Origin of the sequence: Micromonospora tulbaghiae (assembly GCF_900091605.1) — a bacterium.
In the GTDB taxonomy this organism is placed as follows: Bacteria; Actinomycetota; Actinomycetes; order Mycobacteriales; family Micromonosporaceae; genus Micromonospora; species Micromonospora tulbaghiae.
Map to the genome: position 1 here is coordinate 526,333 of NZ_FMCQ01000003.1, position 18,595 is coordinate 544,927.

At 73.8% G+C, this 18,595-nt stretch carries 16 protein-coding genes; 13 read left to right on the forward strand and 3 right to left on the reverse strand.

Annotated features, from left to right (window positions below):
* Window positions 1-3: 3 nt before the first annotated feature.
* A complete protein-coding gene (locus GA0070562_RS11420; protein WP_091419634.1) occupies window positions 4-846 on the reverse strand; it encodes a YhjD/YihY/BrkB family envelope integrity protein in 843 nt (280 codons plus the stop codon).
* Between the two features lie 51 nt (window positions 847-897).
* Here GA0070562_RS11420 and GA0070562_RS11425 point away from each other — a divergent pair, with 51 nt between their 5' ends.
* The 6 genes from GA0070562_RS11425 (at window position 898) to ispG (ending at window position 6,888) form a co-directional block, all read left to right on the forward strand.
* Entirely contained in the window at window positions 898-1,443 is a 546-nt protein-coding gene (locus GA0070562_RS11425; protein ID WP_091419636.1) for a GNAT family N-acetyltransferase, read from the forward strand.
* Between the two features lie 61 nt (window positions 1,444-1,504).
* A complete protein-coding gene (locus GA0070562_RS11430; RefSeq protein ID WP_091419639.1) occupies window positions 1,505-2,734 on the forward strand; it encodes a PP2C family protein-serine/threonine phosphatase in 1,230 nt (409 codons plus the stop codon).
* A 25-nt stretch (window positions 2,735-2,759) separates the two neighbouring features.
* A complete protein-coding gene (locus tag GA0070562_RS11435; RefSeq protein WP_276526476.1) occupies window positions 2,760-3,158 on the forward strand; it encodes a GNAT family N-acetyltransferase in 399 nt (132 codons plus the stop codon).
* An 86-nt stretch (window positions 3,159-3,244) separates the two neighbouring features.
* Window positions 3,245-4,459 (forward strand): 1-deoxy-D-xylulose-5-phosphate reductoisomerase, encoded by a 1,215-nt coding sequence (gene dxr / locus GA0070562_RS11440; RefSeq protein ID WP_091419642.1) that lies wholly within the window; start codon window positions 3,245-3,247, stop codon window positions 4,457-4,459.
* Window positions 4,456-5,703, forward strand: coding sequence for a M50 family metallopeptidase (locus tag GA0070562_RS11445; RefSeq protein ID WP_091419644.1), 1,248 nt, complete (start codon window positions 4,456-4,458; stop codon window positions 5,701-5,703). Before dxr ends, GA0070562_RS11445 begins: the two co-directional genes overlap by 4 nt.
* A gap of 9 nt (window positions 5,704-5,712) precedes the next feature.
* Entirely contained in the window at window positions 5,713-6,888 is a 1,176-nt protein-coding gene (gene ispG / locus GA0070562_RS11450; RefSeq protein WP_091419647.1) for a flavodoxin-dependent (E)-4-hydroxy-3-methylbut-2-enyl-diphosphate synthase, read from the forward strand.
* A gap of 59 nt (window positions 6,889-6,947) precedes the next feature.
* On the opposite strand, the gene GA0070562_RS11455 is transcribed toward ispG, so the two are convergent.
* Entirely contained in the window at window positions 6,948-7,622 is a 675-nt protein-coding gene (locus GA0070562_RS11455) for a winged helix-turn-helix transcriptional regulator (protein WP_091419649.1), read from the reverse strand.
* 129 nt (window positions 7,623-7,751) lie between these two features.
* Here GA0070562_RS11455 and GA0070562_RS11460 point away from each other — a divergent pair, with 129 nt between their 5' ends.
* Window positions 7,752-8,570 carry a class I SAM-dependent methyltransferase gene (locus tag GA0070562_RS11460; protein WP_091419651.1) on the forward strand — a complete coding sequence of 273 codons (819 nt, stop codon included), beginning with the start codon at window positions 7,752-7,754 and terminating at the stop codon, window positions 8,568-8,570.
* Between the two features lie 48 nt (window positions 8,571-8,618).
* Here GA0070562_RS11460 and GA0070562_RS11465 read toward each other — a convergent pair whose 3' ends face one another.
* On the reverse strand, window positions 8,619-9,206 hold the full coding sequence (locus GA0070562_RS11465; protein ID WP_091419654.1) for a PadR family transcriptional regulator: 588 nt from the start codon (window positions 9,204-9,206) through the stop codon (window positions 8,619-8,621).
* Between the two features lie 119 nt (window positions 9,207-9,325).
* On the opposite strand from GA0070562_RS11465, the gene GA0070562_RS11470 reads away from it, so the two are divergent.
* The 6 genes from GA0070562_RS11470 (at window position 9,326) to GA0070562_RS11495 (ending at window position 18,583) form a co-directional block, all read left to right on the forward strand.
* Entirely contained in the window at window positions 9,326-10,552 is a 1,227-nt protein-coding gene (locus GA0070562_RS11470) for an MFS transporter (RefSeq protein ID WP_091419657.1), read from the forward strand.
* A 64-nt stretch (window positions 10,553-10,616) separates the two neighbouring features.
* The gene (locus tag GA0070562_RS11475; RefSeq protein WP_091419660.1) at window positions 10,617-11,456 is read left to right on the forward strand and encodes a GNAT family N-acetyltransferase; all 840 of its coding nucleotides are present in this window, start codon (window positions 10,617-10,619) and stop codon (window positions 11,454-11,456) included.
* 93 nt (window positions 11,457-11,549) lie between these two features.
* Entirely contained in the window at window positions 11,550-12,257 is a 708-nt protein-coding gene (locus tag GA0070562_RS11480) for an ATP-binding cassette domain-containing protein (RefSeq protein ID WP_091419662.1), read from the forward strand.
* On the forward strand, window positions 12,254-14,404 hold the full coding sequence (locus GA0070562_RS11485) for a YhgE/Pip family protein (RefSeq protein ID WP_091419664.1): 2,151 nt from the start codon (window positions 12,254-12,256) through the stop codon (window positions 14,402-14,404). Before GA0070562_RS11480 ends, GA0070562_RS11485 begins: the two co-directional genes overlap by 4 nt.
* A 10-nt stretch (window positions 14,405-14,414) precedes the next feature.
* The gene (locus tag GA0070562_RS11490; protein ID WP_091419665.1) at window positions 14,415-15,008 is read left to right on the forward strand and encodes a TetR/AcrR family transcriptional regulator; all 594 of its coding nucleotides are present in this window, start codon (window positions 14,415-14,417) and stop codon (window positions 15,006-15,008) included.
* A gap of 89 nt (window positions 15,009-15,097) precedes the next feature.
* Entirely contained in the window at window positions 15,098-18,583 is a 3,486-nt protein-coding gene (locus tag GA0070562_RS11495) for an ATP-binding cassette domain-containing protein (RefSeq protein WP_091419669.1), read from the forward strand.
* The last annotated feature ends 12 nt before the right edge of the window (window positions 18,584-18,595 follow it).

Below are 18,595 nucleotides of genomic sequence, written 5' to 3' on the forward strand. Positions count from 1 at the left end.
CCGTCAGGCGCGGGCCGCCTCCCGGGTGGCCCGCCACCGGCTCGCCGCCAGCGTGGCCGAGTAGCCGGACAGCACGATCACGTGGAACAGGTACAGCCAGAGCAGCACCGCCACGCCGCCACCGATCTCGTCGAATCCGCCGAACGGCACGCCCAGGTCCAGCGGCAGCGAGCAGAACAGCACGAAGCCGTGCACGAAGCCGGACAGGTTGGCCGCCGTGAACGAGCCCAGGACGATGGTGGCGAGCCAGTCCGGGGAGGCCGGGCCGACCACCCGGAACACCCAGATCAGCACCGGCGTGAGCACCAGCCACACCGCGAGGAACGACAGCACCACGCCGAGCGCGCCGATCCAGCCGCCCTGGCGCACCAGCCGGGTGGTCATCGGCAGCCCCAGCAGGATCGACAGCAGCAGCACCGGGGCCGGCGCCAGCAGCGGGAGCAGCAGCAGGCGGCCCCGCCAGCCGACCAGCGCGCCGGACTCGGCGCGCGGCTCGGCCACCGAGACGAAGGCGCGGCGCAGTCCCTCGCCGTAGAGGGAGGCAGGCAGGAGCGAGGCCAGCGCCAGCAGCGGGGTCAGCCCCAGCCCGGCCTCGACCAGCGCGGCCGCCGCCCGGTGCGCGCCGATATCGGTGGGCAGCGTGTCGATGGCGTACCCGGTAAGCCGCCGCACCCGGTCCGCCCCGGCGAGCAGCCCGGTCAGCCAGATCGCCAGCAGCGCCACCGGCACCACGGCGATCGCGCCGTAGAAGGTGATCGCGGCTGCGTGCAGCGACAGGTCCCGGCCGCGTACCGGCCGGAACGCCGCAGCCGTGATCCGCTTCGTCCGCTCCCACCCGTCGCCCATCGCCCTCTCGTTCCCCGTACGACCCGGCGCCACGCATTACGATCCGGCGGCATGACGATCGCCACGACCGAGCGGCTGGTGCTGCGGGACTGGACCGAGTCCCCGGACGACCTGGACCGGATCTACGACATCTACTCCCGGGACGAGGTGATGCGCTGGCTGGGCGGCGGCAAGGGGCGGATGACCGACCCGTCCGAGGCACGCGAGCGGGTCCGGTCCTGGCACGAACGCTGGGCGCCGTACGAGGGCCGCTGGGGCCTGTGGGCGATCGAACCGCGCGACGGCGGACCGGTGGCCGGGAGCATCCTGCTCAAGCCGCTACCGGGACGCGACGGCGTCACCCTGACCGACGACATCGAGGTCGGCTGGCACCTGCACCCCGACGCCCAGGGCCGCGGCTACGCCACCGAGGCGGCCCGCGCGGTGCTGGAACGCGAGTTCGCCACCGGCACCCCGAGGGTGTACGCGGTGGTGATGGCCGGGAACGACCCGTCGATGGCGGTGGCCCGGCGCCTCGGCATGACGCACGTCGGCGTGCGCACCGACTGGTACGGCGGCGCCGAACTGGAGACCTTCGTCCTGGAACGCCCGACCTGAGCCGCGCCGTTGGCAGTTCGCCCTCGGCCTCCTACGGTGGTGGAGACACGGGGAGGCGCGGATGGTCGACGGTGGCGACGCGGCGCGTTGGCTGCACCTCAACGCCGCCCGGGGTGGTCCGGACGACCTGTCGCTCCTGGTGAACCGGGTCGCGCCCGCCATCGGGGCCACCGACATGGTGATCTACCTGGCCGACTACACACAGTCCTCGCTCGTACCCCTGGTCGGCGCGGGCGCGCCTCGGGACGAGCTCACGATCGAGACGACGCTCGCCGGTCGGGCGTTCACCGGCCTCCAGGTGCAGCGCGCTCCCGACCACCCGGACCGGCTCTGGGTGCCCCTGCTGCTCGGCTGCGAACGGCTGGGCGCGCTGGAGATCGTGTCGTCGCGCGCCGGCGACCCCGCGCTGGACCGGCCGGCCTGGGAGGTGGCGGTCGCCGTCGCCCAGGTCCTGGTGAACCGCCGGCTCTACGGCGACGTCGTGGAACGGATCCGCCGCCGCCTGCCGATGCAGGTCGCCGCCGAGATCGTGTGGGGGCTGCTGCCGCCGCTGACCTTCGCGACGGACGACCTGGTGGTCACCGCCATTCTCGAACCGTGTTACGACGTCGGCGGGGACATCTTCGACTACGCGCTCAACGGCGACATGCTCAGCGTCGGGCTCTTCGACACCTGCGGGCACGGGATCAAGGCGAGCGCGATGGCCTCGCTCGTGGTCAGCGCGTACCGCAACGCCCGGCGCACCGGTCTCGACCTGATCGACACGGCGATCAGCATCGACAGGTGGGTCCGCTCCGAACACCCGGGCATGTTCGCGACCGCGCTGCTCGCCGAACTCGACCGGCGGACCGGCCTGCTGCGGATCATCAACGCCGGCCACCCCGCCGCCATGCTGCTGAGGGACGGCAAGGCCGTCCGGGCGCTGCCCGGGCCGACCGCGCTGCCGCTCGGGCTGGGTAACCTGTCGACGCGGCGACCACGGGCGCACGAGGAGGCGCTACACCCGGGCGACCGCATCCTCGCCTACACCGACGGCATCACCGACGCCCGGGGCGACGACGGTGAACGGTTCGGGCTGGACCGACTTGTCGACTTCGTCGAGCGTGCCCTCAACGACCGGCTGCCCAGCCCCGAGACGATGCGCCGGCTGGTGCGCGCCGTCCTCGCCTACCAGCAGGACCAGCTCGACGACGACGCCACCGCGATGTTCCTGGAGTGGCGGCCCCCGCACCTGCCGTTGGGGCACCTGGAGCACCTCACCGCGCCCGACAGGACGATCGTGTCCCCGTAGCCTCGTCCTGCAGCGCCAGCCGCACGTGCGCCACGGGCGGATGACCGACCCGTCCGAGGCGCGCGATCGGGTCCGGCTGTGGCGGGAGCGCTGGGCGCCGTACGCCGGTCGGTGGGGGCTGTGGGCGATCGAGCCGCGGGCGGGCGGACCGGTGGCGGGGAGCATCCTGCTCAAGCCGCTGCCGGGACGCGACGGCGTGACGCTGACCGAGGACATCGAGGTCGGCTGGCACCTGCATCCCGATGCCCAGGGCAACGGCTGCGCCACCGAGGCGGCCCGCGCGGTGCTGGAGCGTGAGTTCGCCACCGGCACGCCGCGGGTGTACGCGGTGGTGATGGCCGGGAACGACGCGTCGATGGCGGTTGCGCGGCGGCTCCGAGAACGTGTGATGTTCGCCGAAGTGGTGACATCGCGGCGCCGGTGATGCCACCACCTCGGGGAAGTGGAGTCGATCATGCCGTCGGGCACTCCGGGACGAACCGGGGTGAGGCGCTGGGGAACAATGGTCCGGTGACCACTCCCCGAGACCTCGTGCTGCTCGGTTCGACCGGCTCGATCGGCACCCAGGCCATCGACATCGTCAGGCGCAACCCGGACCGCTTCCGGGTGGTTGCCCTCGGCGCGGGTGGCGGCAACGTGGAGTTGCTCGCCGCGCAGGCGCTGGAACTGGGCGTGGAGGCGGTCGGCGTGGCCCGCGCGTCCGCCGCGCAGGACCTCCAGCTCGCGTTCTACGCCGAGGCGAGCCGGCGTGGCTGGGCCACCGGCGACTTCAAGCTGCCGAAGATCGTGGCCGGGCCGGACGCGATGACCGAGCTGGCGCAGTGGCCGTGCGACGTGGTGCTCAACGGGGTGGTCGGCTCGCTGGGCCTGCCGCCGACGCTGGCCGCGCTGCACGCCGGTCGTACCCTCGCCCTGGCCAACAAGGAGTCCCTCGTGGCCGGCGGCCCGCTGGTCAGGGCCGCCGTCTCGCGACCGGGGCAGATCGTTCCTGTCGACTCCGAGCACTCGGCGCTGGCGCAGTGCCTGCGCGGCGGCGCCCGGGGCGAGGTGCGGCGGCTGGTGGTCACCGCCAGCGGCGGCCCGTTCCGGGGGCGGCGGCGCGACGAGCTGACAGCCGTCACGCCGGAGCAGGCGCTGGCGCACCCGACCTGGAACATGGGCCCGGTCGTCACGATCAACTCCGCCACGATGGTCAACAAGGCGCTTGAGGTGATCGAGGCGCACGAGCTGTTCGACGTGCCGTACGCCGACATCGAGGTGATGGTCCACCCGCAGTCGGTGATCCACTCGATGGTCGAGTTCACCGACGGGTCCACGCTCGCCCAGGCCAGCCCGCCGGACATGCGGCTGCCCATCGCGCTCGGTATCGGCTGGCCGGACCGGGTGCCGGGCGCCGCCGCCGCGGTGGACTGGACCAGCGCGCACACCTGGGAGTTCTTCCCGCTCGACGACGCGGCGTTCCCGGCGGTCGCGCTGGCCAAGGCGGCGGGCGAGGCCGGGCGCTGCCGCCCGGCGATCTACAACGCGGCGAACGAGGAGTGCGTGGCCGCGTTCGTCGCGGGCCGGCTGCCGTTCCTCGGCATCGTCGACACCCTCCAGCGCGTGCTGGAGGACGCACCCGATTTCGACGAACCAGGTACCGTCGAGGACGTGCTCGCCGCCGAGTCGTGGGCACGGGCGCACGCCCAGGAGATCATCGTCGGGTCGGTGGAAGGAGCTCGATGAGCTATCTGCTCGGGGTGGTGCTGTTCGCCCTGGCGATTCTCATCTCGGTGAGCCTGCACGAGGCGGGGCACATGCTGACCGCCAAGGCGTTCGGGATGAAGGTCACGCGCTACTTCGTCGGCTTCGGCCCGACGCTGTGGTCGTTCAGGCGGGGCGAGACCGAGTACGGCATCAAGGGCATCCCGCTCGGCGGCTTCTGCAAGATCGTCGGTATGACGCCGCAGGACGACGACGTCGAGCCGGGGGACGAGAAGCGCGCCATGTGGCGCTACCCGGTGTGGAAGCGGACGATCGTGATGTCCGCGGGCTCGATCACCCACTTCGCCCTGGCCCTGATCGCGCTCTGGATCATCGCGGTGTCGGTCGGGCTGCCGAACCCGAAGTTCCCCAGCACCGAGGCCGGCTTCCGGGCCGAGCCGGCGGTGATCGCCATCGCGCCGTGCGTGGTGGTGGAGAACGCGGCCCGTGCCTGCGAGTCCGGCGACCCGGCCAGCCCGGCCGAGAAGGCCCAGCTCAAGGACGGCGACCGGATCACCGCGGTGAACGGCAAGCCGGTCTCCACCTGGGGCGACATGCTCGACGTGGTCCGCGCCACCCCGCCCGGCACGGCCACCGTCGCCTACGTGCGCGACGGCAAGCCGGACGACGCTCGGGTCGACCTGGCCTCGGTGCAGCGTCCGCCGCTCGGCGACCCGAAGGGCGCCGCCTCGTCGGTCTCCGCGCTCGGCGTGGCGCTCTCGCCCACCACCCCGACCCGGGTCGAGTACGGCCCGGTCGCCGCGTTCGGCGCCACCGCCGACTTCACCGGCACCATGGCCGTGCAGACCGCGCACGCCATGCAGCGCATCCCGCAGAAGGTGCCCGCGTTGTGGAACGCGATCACCGGCGGCGAGCGTGACGTGGACACCCCGATCAGCGTGGTCGGCGCCAGCCGGCTCGGCGGCGAGGCCGTGGAGAACAACGCCTGGCTGGTGTTCTTCATGCTGTTCGTGTCGCTGAACTTCTTCATCGGCGTGTTCAACCTGCTGCCGCTGCTCCCGCTGGACGGCGGCCACATCGCCATCGCCTGGTTCGAACGGGCGCGCTCCTGGCTGTACGCGCGCATCGGCCGCGCCGATCCCGGCCGCGTCGACTACCTCAAACTCATGCCCTTCACGTACGCGGTGATCCTGATCGGCGGCGCGTTCACGCTGCTCACAGTCACCGCCGATGTCATCAACCCCATCACGCTCTTCTCAAGGTGAGTGCCTGAAGTGACCGCTGTCAGTCTCGGTATGCCCCCCGTACCGCCGCCGCCGCTGGCCCCGCGCCGGGCCAGCCGCCAGATCATGGTCGGTCCGGTGCCGGTCGGTGGTGGCGCGCCGGTCTCGGTGCAGTCCATGACCACCACCCTCACCGCCGACGTCAACGCCACGCTCCAGCAGATCGCCGAGCTGACCGCGTCCGGCTGCCAGATCGTCCGGGTCGCCGTACCGTCGCAGGACGACGTGGAGGCGCTGCCCGCGATCGCCAAGAAGTCGCAGATCCCGGTGATCGCCGACATCCACTTCCAGCCGAAGTACGTCTTCGCGGCGATCGACGCCGGCTGCGCCGCGGTGCGGGTGAACCCGGGCAACATCCGGCAGTTCGACGACAAGGTCAAGGAGATCGCGCGGGCCGCGGGCGACGCCGGCACGCCGATCCGGATCGGCGTCAACGCGGGCTCGCTGGACAAGCGTCTGCTGGCCAAGTACGGCAAGGCCACCGCCGAGGCGCTGGTGGAGTCGGCGCTGTGGGAGTGCTCGCTGTTCGAGGAGCACGGCTTCCGGGACATCAAGATCTCGGTCAAGCACAACGATCCGGTGGTGATGATCCGCGCGTACCGGCTGCTGGCCGAGAAGTGCGACTACCCGCTGCACCTCGGCGTCACCGAGGCGGGCCCGGCGTTCCAGGGCACGATCAAGTCGGCGGTGGCGTTCGGCGCGCTGCTGGCCGAGGGGATCGGCGACACCATCCGGGTCTCGCTGTCCGCTCCGCCGGTCGAGGAGATCAAGGTCGGCAACGCGATCCTGGAGTCGCTGGGCCTGCGTGAGCGTGGCCTGGAGATCGTCTCCTGCCCGTCCTGCGGCCGGGCGCAGGTCGACGTCTACAAGCTGGCCGAGGAGGTCACCGCCGGCCTGGAGGGCCTGCCGGTGCCGCTGCGCGTCGCGGTCATGGGCTGCGTGGTGAACGGCCCGGGTGAGGCCCGCGAGGCCGACCTGGGCGTGGCCTCCGGCAACGGCAAGGGCCAGATCTTCGTCAAGGGCAAGGTCGTCAAGACCGTGCCCGAGGCGCAGATCGTGGAGACGCTGATCGAGGAGGCGCTGCGCATCGCCGACGAGATGGGCGCCGAGATCCCCGAGGAGCTGCGTGACCTGGTGCCGGGTGGCGCCACCGTCACCGTGCACTGATCTGCTTCCCGCGTCGCCGTGCGGCCGTCCCCACATCGGGGGCGGCCGCACGCGCCGTCTCAGGGCCGGGGCACGGCGGCGAAGGGGGAGAGGGTGAACCAGCCGGGCGCGGCGCGCCGCAGCGCCTCCGGCCCGGTCACCTCCACCGCGCCGCCGCGCAGCGCCGCGGTCCACTCCAGGTCGCCCATCCAGACCTGGACCAGGGCGCGCAGGTCCGCCGTGACGGTCACCGTCACGTCGTGCCCGGGGTCGCTGTCGCAGACGTCGGCCTCGCCCGCGGCGATCACCATCCACCAGTCGCGCAGCGCCGCGGGCACGTCCCGGAAGCGGAACCGCACGACGGTACGCCCCGGCGGGACCGCGTCGTGGTCGACGTGCCGGTGCATGTCCCACAGCAGCAGTTTCGGGTCCAGGTCGGCGTCGCCCAGTTCGCCGATCCAGCGCACGCCCCAGGCGCCGAGCGCCTCCAGCACGGGCCGCAGCTCGCGCCCGGCGGCGGTCGGGACGTAGCGCACGTCGGCGCCGTCGACCCGTCGCTCCACCACCCCGGCGCGGACGAGCTGGTGCAGCCGGCGGGACAGCAGCGTGGGCGACATCCGGGGCAGGCCCCGGCGCAGCTCGTTGAAGCGTTCCGAGCCGCTGACCAACTCCCGGACCACGAGCAGCGTCCACCGCTCGTCGAGCAGTTCCATGGCCTTCGCCACGGGGCAGAACTGGTGGTAGGAGGCCCCCATGGCGGGCACGCTACGCCCGGCCCGCTGACCCGGCCAGCGGCCTGTCGGGAGCGGTACAGATCTCGTACTGGGGGCCGGGGCGTCCGCTGCCTAGCGTCCTGTGCAGGGACGACAGGTGAGGAGCGACGGATGATCGAGGAACGGGAGCAGGATGCGGCGGTGAAGGCCCGGCACCGCACGATGTGGGCGATGGGCGACTACGCCGCAGTGGCCGCGCAGGTGATCCCGGAGCTGGGGGCGACGCTGGTCCGGGCGGTCGGGGTGGGGCCGGGCATGCGGGTGCTGGACGTGGCGGCCGGAACCGGCAACGCGGCCCTGCCGGCGGCTCGGACCGGCGCGGAGGTGGTGGCCGGTGACCTCACCCCGGAGCTGCTGGCGATCGGGCAGGCGTCGGCCGAGCGGGAGGGCGTGACGCTGACCTGGGAGGAGGCGGACGCGGAGGCGCTGCCGTACGCCGACGGCGCGTTCGACGCGGTGCTGTCCTGCGTGGGCGTGATGTTCGCGCCCCGGCATCGGGTCGCCGCCGACGAGTTGCTGCGGGTGTGCCGGCCGGGAGGGACGATCGGCCTGGTCAACTGGACCCCGGAGGGTTTCGTGGGGCAGTTGTTCGCGGCCATGCGACCGTATGCGCCGCCACCGCCGCCGGGTGCGCAGCCGCCCCCGCTCTGGGGCGACGAGGACCATGTCCGGGAGTTGTTCGGCGACCGGGTCGACGCGCTCACGCTGGGGCGCGACGCCGTGGTGGTGAACCGGTTCGCCACGCCCGGACAGTTCCGGGACTTCTTCGCCACCCACTACGGACCGACGGTGGCGGTCTACCGGGCGAACGCGGGCGACCCGGAGCGTACGGTCGGTCTCGACCGCGCGCTGACCGAACTGGCGGCCCGGCACCTGGCCGGCGGCGTGATGCGCTGGGAGTACCTGCTCGTCACCGCGCGCCGCGCCTGACGGCACGCCGGTCGTCGTCCGGCCGGCGTACCGTCGCGGCGGCGGTGCTCACTCGGACTCGGCGAGGATGGCGTAGAGCTTGCGCCGGGTCTCGTCGAGCACCTGGGCGGCCCGGGCGCGCTGGTCGTCGGTGCCGGTGGTCATCACCTGCCGCAGCGCCTGCATGGCCTGGGCGCCGGCGTCGCGGATGTCGTGCCAGCTGTTGACCGTCTGCTCGGCGAACTCCGCCCAGGGCGGGGTCTGCGCCGCGCCGGCCGCCTCGGCCTGGCCCGCCTCGGTCAGCGCGAACCGCTTGCGTCCACCCTCGGAGTCGGCGGCGGTCGCGATGAGCCCTTCGTCCTCCAGCAGTTGCAGCGTCGGGTAGATCGAGCCGGGGCTGGGCCGCCAGGCCCCGCCGGTGCGGGAGTCGATCTCCTGGATCATCTCGTAGCCGTGCATCGGCCGCTCGGTGAGCAGCGCCAGCACGGCGCCGCGCACGTTGGGCCGCCGGCCGCGTCCGCGCCCGCCCCGGCCCCGCCCGTGACCGTGCGGTCCGGGGGAGAAGGGCGGCGGACCCGGGGGTACGGGCGGGAAGCCGAAGCCGCCACGGCGGCGCATCTCGTCGTGCATGGCGTGCATGCGTCGATGGAAGCCCATCGGTTCTCCTTCTGTCGGTGTATCACTGATGCATCAACGATATATCGGCAATGCATCGCCGACAAGACGTCACGTAAACAGGGCTGAAAACCGTACGTACGTCTTGCTAAGGTGCCGGTGTGCGCCTGCTTCCCGAACCGGGCCCGTCCCGGACCCTCGCCCTCTCCACGCTCGTCAACACCGTCGGGCGGGGCACCTGGCTCACCGCCAGCGCGCTGTTCCTCACCCGGTCGGTCGGGCTCTCGGTGGCTCAGGTCGGCGTGGCGCTCACGCTCACCGCGCTGGTCAGCCTGGTGGCGAGCACGCCGATGGGCTACCTCGCCGACCGCCTCGGCCCGCGCGGGCTCCAGATGGCCGCGCTGCTCGCCTCGGCCGGGTGCACGGCCGCACTGGTCGGCGTGCGCTCGTTCACCGGCTTCCTGGTCGTCGGCGTGCTGATGGCGGTCGCCGACGCCGGCACCCGTGGCGCCCGGGGCGCGCTGATCGCCGGCGCTGTCCCGCCCGACCAGCGGGTACGCACCCGCGCCTACCTGCGCGCGGTCACCAACGTCGGGATCTCGGTGGGTACGGTGCTGGCCGGGTTCGCGCTCGCCGCCGACACCCGGGGCGCGTACGTCACGCTGATCCTGCTCGACGCCGCCACGTACGTGCTGGCGGCAGCGGTGCTGCTGCGGCTCCCGCCGGTGCCGCCGATGCCCGCCCCGGCGCACGGGCCACGGCTGATCGCGCTTCGGGACCGCCCGTTCCTCGCCTTCACCGTGCTGGACGGGCTCATGTCCATGCACTTCTCGCTGATCAACATCGCCCTGCCGCTCTGGATCGCCGGGCACACCACGGCGCCGAACTGGCTGATCTCCGCCTGCCTGCTCGTCAACACCGTGGTGGTGATCCTGTTCCAGGTCCGCGCCTCGCGGGGCACCGAGGACCTGACCGGCGCGGGCCGGGCCGCCCGGCGGGCGGGTGTCCTGCTCGCGGTCGCCTGCGCGCTGTTCGCGGCCGGTGGCGGCGTGCCGGTCGCGGTGGCAGTGCCGCTGCTGCTGGCGGGTGCGCTGGTGCACGTCGTGGGGGAGCTGTGGCACGCGGCGGCCGGCTGGGGCATCTCCTTCGGCCTGGCCCCGGCGCACGCGCACGGGCAGTACCAGGGTGCGTACGGGATGGGCATGCAGCTCGGCTCGATGGTCGCCCCGCTGGTGGTGACCACGCTCGCGATCGGCTGGGGCGTACCCGGCTGGCTCGTGCTCGGTGTGGTGTTCCTGCTGCTCGGCGCGCTGGTGCCGCCGGTGGTGCGGTGGGCCGCCCGGACCCGGCCGGCCACGCCCGAACCGGTGCCGGCGCCGGCCGGCTGAGCGCCGTGCGGCAGGTGCCCGGTCGGCCCGCGCACGCGGGGGTGGATCTGGCAGGCTGGTAGCCGTGCTCACGCTGCCGGTACGCCAACTCGGGGAGTCGGAGCGCCGCGCGGTCGAGCGGCTGCTCGACCTCGACCCGTACGCCGGCGCGCAGGTCGCCGAGCGAGTGGCGGCACGCGGCCTGGCGTGGTGGCGGGCCGAGGCGCGGATCCTCGGGTACGGCTCCCGCCGGCACCTGGAGTCGATCTGCTGGCTGGGCGGCAACCTGACCCCGGTGCTCGCGTCCGAGTCGGCGGTGACCGCGTTCGCCGACCAGTTGAGCGCCGAGGATCGGCTCTGTTCCTCGATAGTGGGCCGCGCCGACGCCGTGCTCGGGCTCTGGGACCGCCTCTCCGCGCACTGGGGGCCGGCTCGGGACGTACGCCCGAACCAGCCGCTGCTGGCGACGGACGCGCTGCCAGCCGTGGCGCCCGACCCGCACGTGCGCCGGGTGCGCGCCAACGAGGTCGACCGGCTGTTCCCGGCGGCGGTGGCGATGTACACCGAGGAGGTCGGGGTGTCGCCGCTGGCCGAGGACGGCGGGCGCGGCTACCGGCGGCGGGTGACCGAGCTGGTGCGCGCCGGCCGCGCCTACGCCCGTTTCGTCGACGGGCGGGTGGTCTTCAAGGCGGAGCTGGCCGTGGTGACCCGCCGGACCGCGCAGGTGCAGGGCGTCTGGGTGGCGCCGGAGTGGCGCGGCCGGGGCATCGCCACCGCCGCGATGGCCGCAGTGGTCCGCGACGCGCTGGAACGGGTCGCGCCCACCGTGAGCCTCTACGTCAACGACTTCAACCTGCCCGCCCGCCGGGTCTACGAGCGCTGCGGCTTCCGCCCGGTCGGCACGCTCGCCACAGTGCTGTTCTGAGAATCACTCCCGCCAGACGTCCCGAACCGGACAACCGTCGCTATGCTGGGCATGTTTTTATACTGACTAGTCAGTTCGGAATTCGGGGTCGGGATGAACATCGTCGAGGCCAGGGGCCTGGGGCTGCGCACCCGCCGCGGCTGGGTCTACCGGGACGTCGACCTCACCGCCGCGAGCGGTGAGCTGCACGCCGTCACCGGCCCGCCCGGCAGCGGGCGCACCTCGCTGCTGCTGGCGCTGGCCGGGCGCTTCCCGCACAACCACGGCGAGCTGCGCCGCCGCGGCCCGGCCGCGCTCGGCCAGGTGGCAGGCGTGCACGAACCCGACCCGACGCTCACCGTCGCCGAGCACATCACCGAACGCCTGCTGCTGCTCGGCCCGGTGCCACGCCGCCGGCGCCGGCTGGTCCCGGTCGCCGCGGTACGGGCCCGCCGGGCCTACCGCCGCGACGCCTACGCCGCCGCCGTCGCCGGCGCCGGACTCACCGACGCGCCGCTGGAACCCGACCGGTACGGCCGCGACCTCACCCCGGTCGAACGCCAGGTGCTCGGGCTGGTGCTGGCCAGCCTCGGCGGCCCCAGCCTGATCGTCGCCGACGACGTGGACGCCGGCGCCGACCGCCCCGAGCGGGAGTGGATGTGGGGCGCGCTGGAACGCCTCGCCGACCAGGGGTACGCGGTCGTCGCCAGCGCCCGCGCCGTCGAACCCGGAGTTGCCGCCACCGTGCACCGCATCGGCGACCCGGCCCTGCCCGTCCCCGCCCTGACCGTTCCCGACGAGCCCGCCGAGGTGCCCGCATGAGCGTCCTGCGACTGGCCCTGTTCGAGCTGCGCCGGATGACCCGTGGCCGGCTGCCGCGCGCCGCGCTCGCGGTGCTCACCATCGTCCCGCTGCTCTACGGCGCCCTCTACCTGTACGCGTTCTGGGATCCCTACGGGAAGATGGACCGGATCCCGGTCGCCCTGGTCGACGCCGACCGCCCGGCCACCGCCGGTGACGGCAGCGAGGTGCACGCCGGCCGCGACCTGACCGAGAAGCTGCTCGACCGGCGGGTGTTCGGCTGGACCGTCACCGACCAGACCGACGCCACCAAGGGGCTGCGCGACGGGCGTTACCACCTGGTCTTCTCCATCCCGGAGGACTTCTCCGCCACGCTCGCCGCCGGCCCGGAACCGGACCGCCCGGCCCGGCAGGGCGAACTGAAGGTCGTCAACGACGACGCCACCAACTACCTCTCCGGCCTGCTCGCCCGGTCGGCGTTCAGCGAGATCCGGGCCGCCGCCGCGCAGAGCACCGCCGCCACGTACTTCGACAAGATGCTGATCGGCTTCACCGACGCCAAGGCCGAGACCGGCCGCGCCGCCGACGGCGCCGGAAAGATCGCCGACGGGGTCGGCAGCTCCCAGCGGGGCGCGGGCCGGCTCGCCGACGGGCTCGGTGACGCCGAGGACGGCGCCGGGCAGCTCGCCGGTGGACTCAACCAGTCGGTCCAGGGCGCGGACAAGCTCGCCAAGGGCCTCGACCAGCTGCGCACCGGCGCCGCCCAGCTCGCCGACGGCGCCGGGCGCGCCGCCACCGAGACCAAGGCCGCGGCCGCCACCGTGAACGCCGCCGCCGACAGGTACGAGCCGGTGCTGCGCCGCAACGCCGACAAGATCGAGAAGGCGGCCACGCTCGTCGCCGACGGCGCGCAGCAACTCGCCGCCGGGCTGGACGCGCTGCCGGGCAGGGCCGCCGAGGTGGTCGCGAGCGCCGAAGAGGTCCGCGACCGGCTCGACGCGGTCGCGAAGGAACACCCCGAGCTGGCGGACGATCCCGGATTCGCCGCCGCCCGCAAGGCAGCCGACCGGGCCGTCACGCAGGCCCGGTCCGTGGTGGCGGCGCTGGACAAGACCGACATGGCCACACTGCGCAAGCAGATGACCGACGTGGCGAAGACCGCCAGCGAGGTCGCCGCCGCCGCGCCGCACCTGGCCGACGACGTCGCCTCCGCCCGCGCCAAGGTGAACGAGCTGGCCGGCGGGCTCGCCACGCTGGCACAGGGCAGCGCCGAGCTCCGCGACGGGCTGGGCGACGCGTCGACCGGCGCGGACCAGTTGCGCGGCGGGCTCTACCGCCTCGCCACCGGCGCCCGCCAGCTCGACGGCGGCCTGGCCCAGCTCGGCAGCGGCAGCAACCGCCTCGTCGACGGGCTGACCTGGCTGGAAGGCGGCGCCGGCGACCTCGCCGACGGGCTCGCCGCCGGGGAACGGAAACTGCCCGGGTACGACGACGCGGCCACTCGCGCCGGCGTACTCGGCGACCCGGTCGGCCTGATCCGCGACTCGCAGAACCCGGCCGGCTCGTACGGCGTGGGCTTCGCCCCGTACTTCCTGTCGCTGGCGCTCTGGGTCGGCGCGATGATCACGTACATGCTGTTGCGGCCGGTCAACCGGCGGCACGTGATGTCCGGCGCGCCCGGCTGGCGGGTCGTGCTCGCCGGGTGGCTCCCCGCCGCCGGGATCGGCCTGGCCCAGGTCACGGTGCTCTACACGGTGGTGACGCTCGGGCTCGGGCTCGACCCGAGGCACGGCCCCGCCACGTTCGGGCTGCTCGCCCTCACCTCGCTGGCGTTCACCGCGATCATGCAACTGCTCGGGGTGGCGCTCGGCCCGGCCGGGCGGCTGGCCGCGCTGGCGCTGCTGATGCTCCAGCTCACCTCGTCCGGCGGCACCTACCCGGTGCAGACCTCACCCGGCTTCTTCCAGGCGATCCACCCCTGGCTGCCGATGACGTACGTGGTGGACGGCCTGCGGCACACCATCAACGGCGGTACGACCGCACCGGTGGTCACGGCCGCGCTGGTGCTGCTCGCGTTCGGGCTGGGGGCCATGGCGCTGACAGTCGGCGCGGCCCGCCGCTCCCGCCGGCTGACCCCGGCCAAGCTGCACCCCGAACTGACCATGTGAGGATGGGCCGGTGACGGACGGACGGACACGCCGGCGCGAGGACACCCGCCAGCGCCTCTTCGTGGCGGCGGTGGACCTCATCGCCGAGCAGGGCTTCTCGGCCACCACTGTGGACGACATCGCGGCCCGGGCCGGCGTGGCGAAGGGGACCGTCTACTACAACTTCGAGTCCAAGACCGTCCTGTTCGAGGAGCTGCTGCGGCACGGCATCGGCCTGCTCACCGCCGAGTTCCGGGCCGCCGTCGACGGGCTGCCGCCGCTGGAGGCGCTCGGCGCGCTGGTCCGCGCCCAGCTGGAGTACATCCGCCGCTACCGCGCCTTCGCCCAGCTTCTGCTCTCGGAGATGTGGCGGACCAACCGGGAGTGGCAGCAGACACTGCGGCTGCTGCGCGGCGAGGCCATCGCGGTGATCGCCGAGACGGTGAAGGCCGGGGTGGACAGCGGGGAACTCCCCGCCGACCTGGACGTGCGTACCGCCAGCTCGGCGCTGTTCGGCGTCGGGCTCGTGGTGGCCGTGGACTGGCTGGTCTTCTCGCCGGAGCGGCCGATCGACGAGGTGCAGGAGTCGCTGCTCGGCATCGTCCGGCGGGTCGCCCGGACCTGACCAGCGGTCGGTAATTCGGTTGATTCCGGACCGCCGGAAGGGTGAGGCTGAGGGCACCGCCCCCACCGATCCGAGTCCGGAGGACTTCCATGCGCCTGCTCCGAGATCTCTGGGCCACGGCGCCCCGGCGGATGGCGGCGGTCCTGCTGCTGATCGTGCTCGGCGCCGGTGGTCAGGCGGCCGCCTCCGCGCTGGCCGGGCCGGTGCTGGTGCACCGCTCGTCCGGCTGGTTCGTCGCGCTCGCGGTGGCGCTCGTCGCCGCTGTCGTCACCGACCTGCTGATCGGCCTGATCATGGCCCGGCTCACCGCCGACTGGTCGGCCGACGTGCGGCGGCGGCTCTGCCGGGTCGCGCTCGGCCAGGACCTGCCCACCCTGGAGACCACCCCGGTCGGCGAGCTGCTCGACCGGATCGACAACGACGTCTACCAGGTCGCCGCCGAGATGCGGAACACCGGCGTACGGCTGGCGCAGGGCCTCGCGGTCTGCGCCCTCTCGGCGGTCAGCGCCCTCATCGTCTGGTGGCCCGCGGGCGTCGGCATGATCCTGCTCACCGCCCTGCTCGCGGTGACGCTGCGCCGCCCGACCGCCCGGATCGCCCCGGCCCGGATGGCCGAGGAGGAGGCGTGGTCCGACCTCGCGGCAGTGATGGAGGAGGCGGTGCACGGGCAGGACGACGTACGCACCAGCCTCGCCCGGCCGTACGTGCTGCGCCTCTACGCCCGCCGCGCGGCCGAGGTGATCACCCGGTGCGTCCGGGTGTTCCGGCTCTCCGCCCGGGTCACCGCGGCCGCCGCCGGCGCGGTCCGGGTCGGCATCGCGGGCGTGGTGCTGGGCGGCGCGTGGGCGCTCGCCACCGGCCGGGTCGACGCCGCGCGGCTCACCGCGATCTGGCTGCTGGCCATCGCGTTCGGCGCGACGGTCGAGCACATCGCCCGATGGGTGCCGCACCTGCAGCAGGCGTTCGGCGCGTGGGGCCGGGTACAACTGCTGGCCGGGTCGCCGCAGGAGCCCGACGGCGGTGCCACCCCGGTCGAAGGGGACCTGACCGTGCGCGGGCTCACCTACCGCTACCCGGCCGGCGGGGACGACCGCGGGCCGGCGCTGCGCGACGTCCACCTGGACTTCGTCCGCGGTCGCTCGTACGCGCTGGTCGGGCGCACCGGCTCGGGCAAGTCGACGCTGGCCAAGGTGCTCACCCGGGCGGTGGACGTACCGCGCGGCACGGTGTTCCTCGGCGACACCGACGTGGTCGACCTGGACGTGGAGGAACTGCGCCGGTGGATCGCAGTGGTGCCGCAGCGCACCGAGATCCTGGCCGGCACGCTCGCCGAGAACGTGGCGCTGTTCGACCCGGAGCTGCTGGAGGCGGCCGAGCGGGCGCTGGCCGAACTGGGCCTGGCCGGCTGGATCGCCGAGCTGCCCGACGGCGTGCACACCCGGCTCGGCGACGGCGGCTACGTGCTCTCCGCCGGGCAGGAGCAACTCGTCGCGTTCGCCCGCATCCTGGTCCGCGACCCGCACGTGGTGATCCTCGACGAGGCCACCGCGCGGCTCGACCCGGTCACCGAGAACCGGGTACGCGAGGCCACCGAACGGCTGCTCACCGACCGGATCGGCATCGTCATCGCGCACCGGCTCTCGTCGGTGCGCCGCTGCGACGAGGTGGTCGTGATGGCCGACGGCGCGGTGCTGGAGGCCGGTCCGCTGCGCGAGTCGGCCCGCTTCGCCGAGCTGCTCGCCACCAGCCACGCCGGGGCGTACGCCGGGGTGGGCGCCCGGCGCGGCGGCGTGGACCTGCTCGACGCGCCCGCCTGGGACGACGCGCCCACCACGCCGGCCGCGCCCGCGACGCGGCCGGCCGCCGTGCCGCGTGCCGACCCGCCACCGGCACCGCCGACGCCGCCCGCGCGGACCATGCGCGAGATCCTCCGGCTGGGCTTCAACGACCCGCGGTACGGCCTGCTCTCGGTCGCCCTGTTCATCGTGATGACGGTGCTCGGGATGGACGGCGCGGTGCTGCCCTGGCTCTGGGCCGACCTGGTCGGCGGCGGCGACCCGTGGCTGCCGGCGCTGGGCATCGTGGCCGCGCTGCTCGTGGTGCTGCCGCTGCCGTACCTGACGAACCTGTGGTTCCCGCAGTGGTGGATCCGGCAGATGCTGCGGATCAGCGCCCGGCTGGTGCACGGGCAGACCGGCGCGCGGCGGGTCAGCGGGCACACCCCGGCCGAGGTGGTCGCACAGGGCGGCGACACCGACCGGGTGGTGCACCTCGCCGACAACCTGATGGACCAGTTCATCTCGCTGACCATCGTGATCACCATGACGCTGGTGACCGGCAGTCTCGTACCGGCGTTGTTCTTCGTCGGCACGATGGTGGTCTCCGGGCTGGCGGCGACGCTGTTCGGGCCCCGGCTGGAACGCACCGCGGCCGGCACGGTGAAGGCGCGCGCCGCGTTCGCCACCGCGCTGGTGTCCGCGCTGTCCGCCGCCCGGACGGTGAAGCTGGCCGGCGCCACCCGCCCGGTGCTGCGCCACCTCGCCCGGCTGGACGAGGTACGCAGCGAGCGGCAGCGCCGCGAGATCGCCATGCAGGTGTGGGCCCGGTCCACCCCGGCGGTCGCCAGCGGCCTGCTGCCGATCGGCGCGTGGGCGCTCTATCTGACAGGCGGGCTGTCCGCCGGCGCCACGCTCGTGGCCGTATCCACGCTCGGCGCGGCCCGCTGGTTCGCGTGGACCACCGCGTCGCTGGTGTCGCAGTACCCGTCGGCGCGGGTGTGGACGAAGCGGACGGTGGCGATGACCGGTGAGGCCGTGTACGCGGCGCCGGTGCCCGGACTGGACCTGGTCGCGGGCACCGCGCCCGCGCCCGAGCCGCCGCCCCGGCACCCGCTGCGCCGCCTGGAGCTGTCCGGCTTCGGCGCGCTGCACTCCGACGGCATGCTCGCCGTCCGCGACGTCGACCTGGTGGTCGAGCGCGGGCAGTTGGTGCTGGTCGTCGGCCCGGTCGGATCCGGCAAGTCGTCGTTGCTGCGCGCGCTCGCCGGGATCGTGCACCACGTCGGCGAGCTGCGCTGGAACGGCGACCCGGTCACCGAGCCGGAGATGTTCCTGCGCCCCAACCAGGTCGGGTACGTGGGTCAGCTGCCCCGGGTGCTCTCCGGCACGGTGGCCGACAACATCGCGCTCGGTCACCAGGTGGACGCCGCCGGGGCGGTCTCGACCGCCCAGCTCGAACACGACCTGGCCGCGGCCGGCGGCGGGCTCGGGCTGCTGATCGGGCACAAGGGCACCCGGTTGTCCGGCGGTCAGCTCCAGCGGCTGGCGCTGGCGCGGGCGCTCGCCCCGCGTACCGAGCTGCTGGTGGCCGACGACGTGTCGTCGGCGCTGGACGTGGGCACGGAGCTGGCGCTGTGGGCGGCACTGCGCGAGCACGGGGTAACAGTGGTCGGCTCGACCGCCAAGCGGGCCGCCCTGGTGCGGGCCGACCACGTGGTGGTGCTGATCGACGGCACGGTGGCCGACCAGGGCACCTGGACCGACCTGGAACCCCGCTGGAACCACCTGGCCGGCTGACTCCCCCCGCCC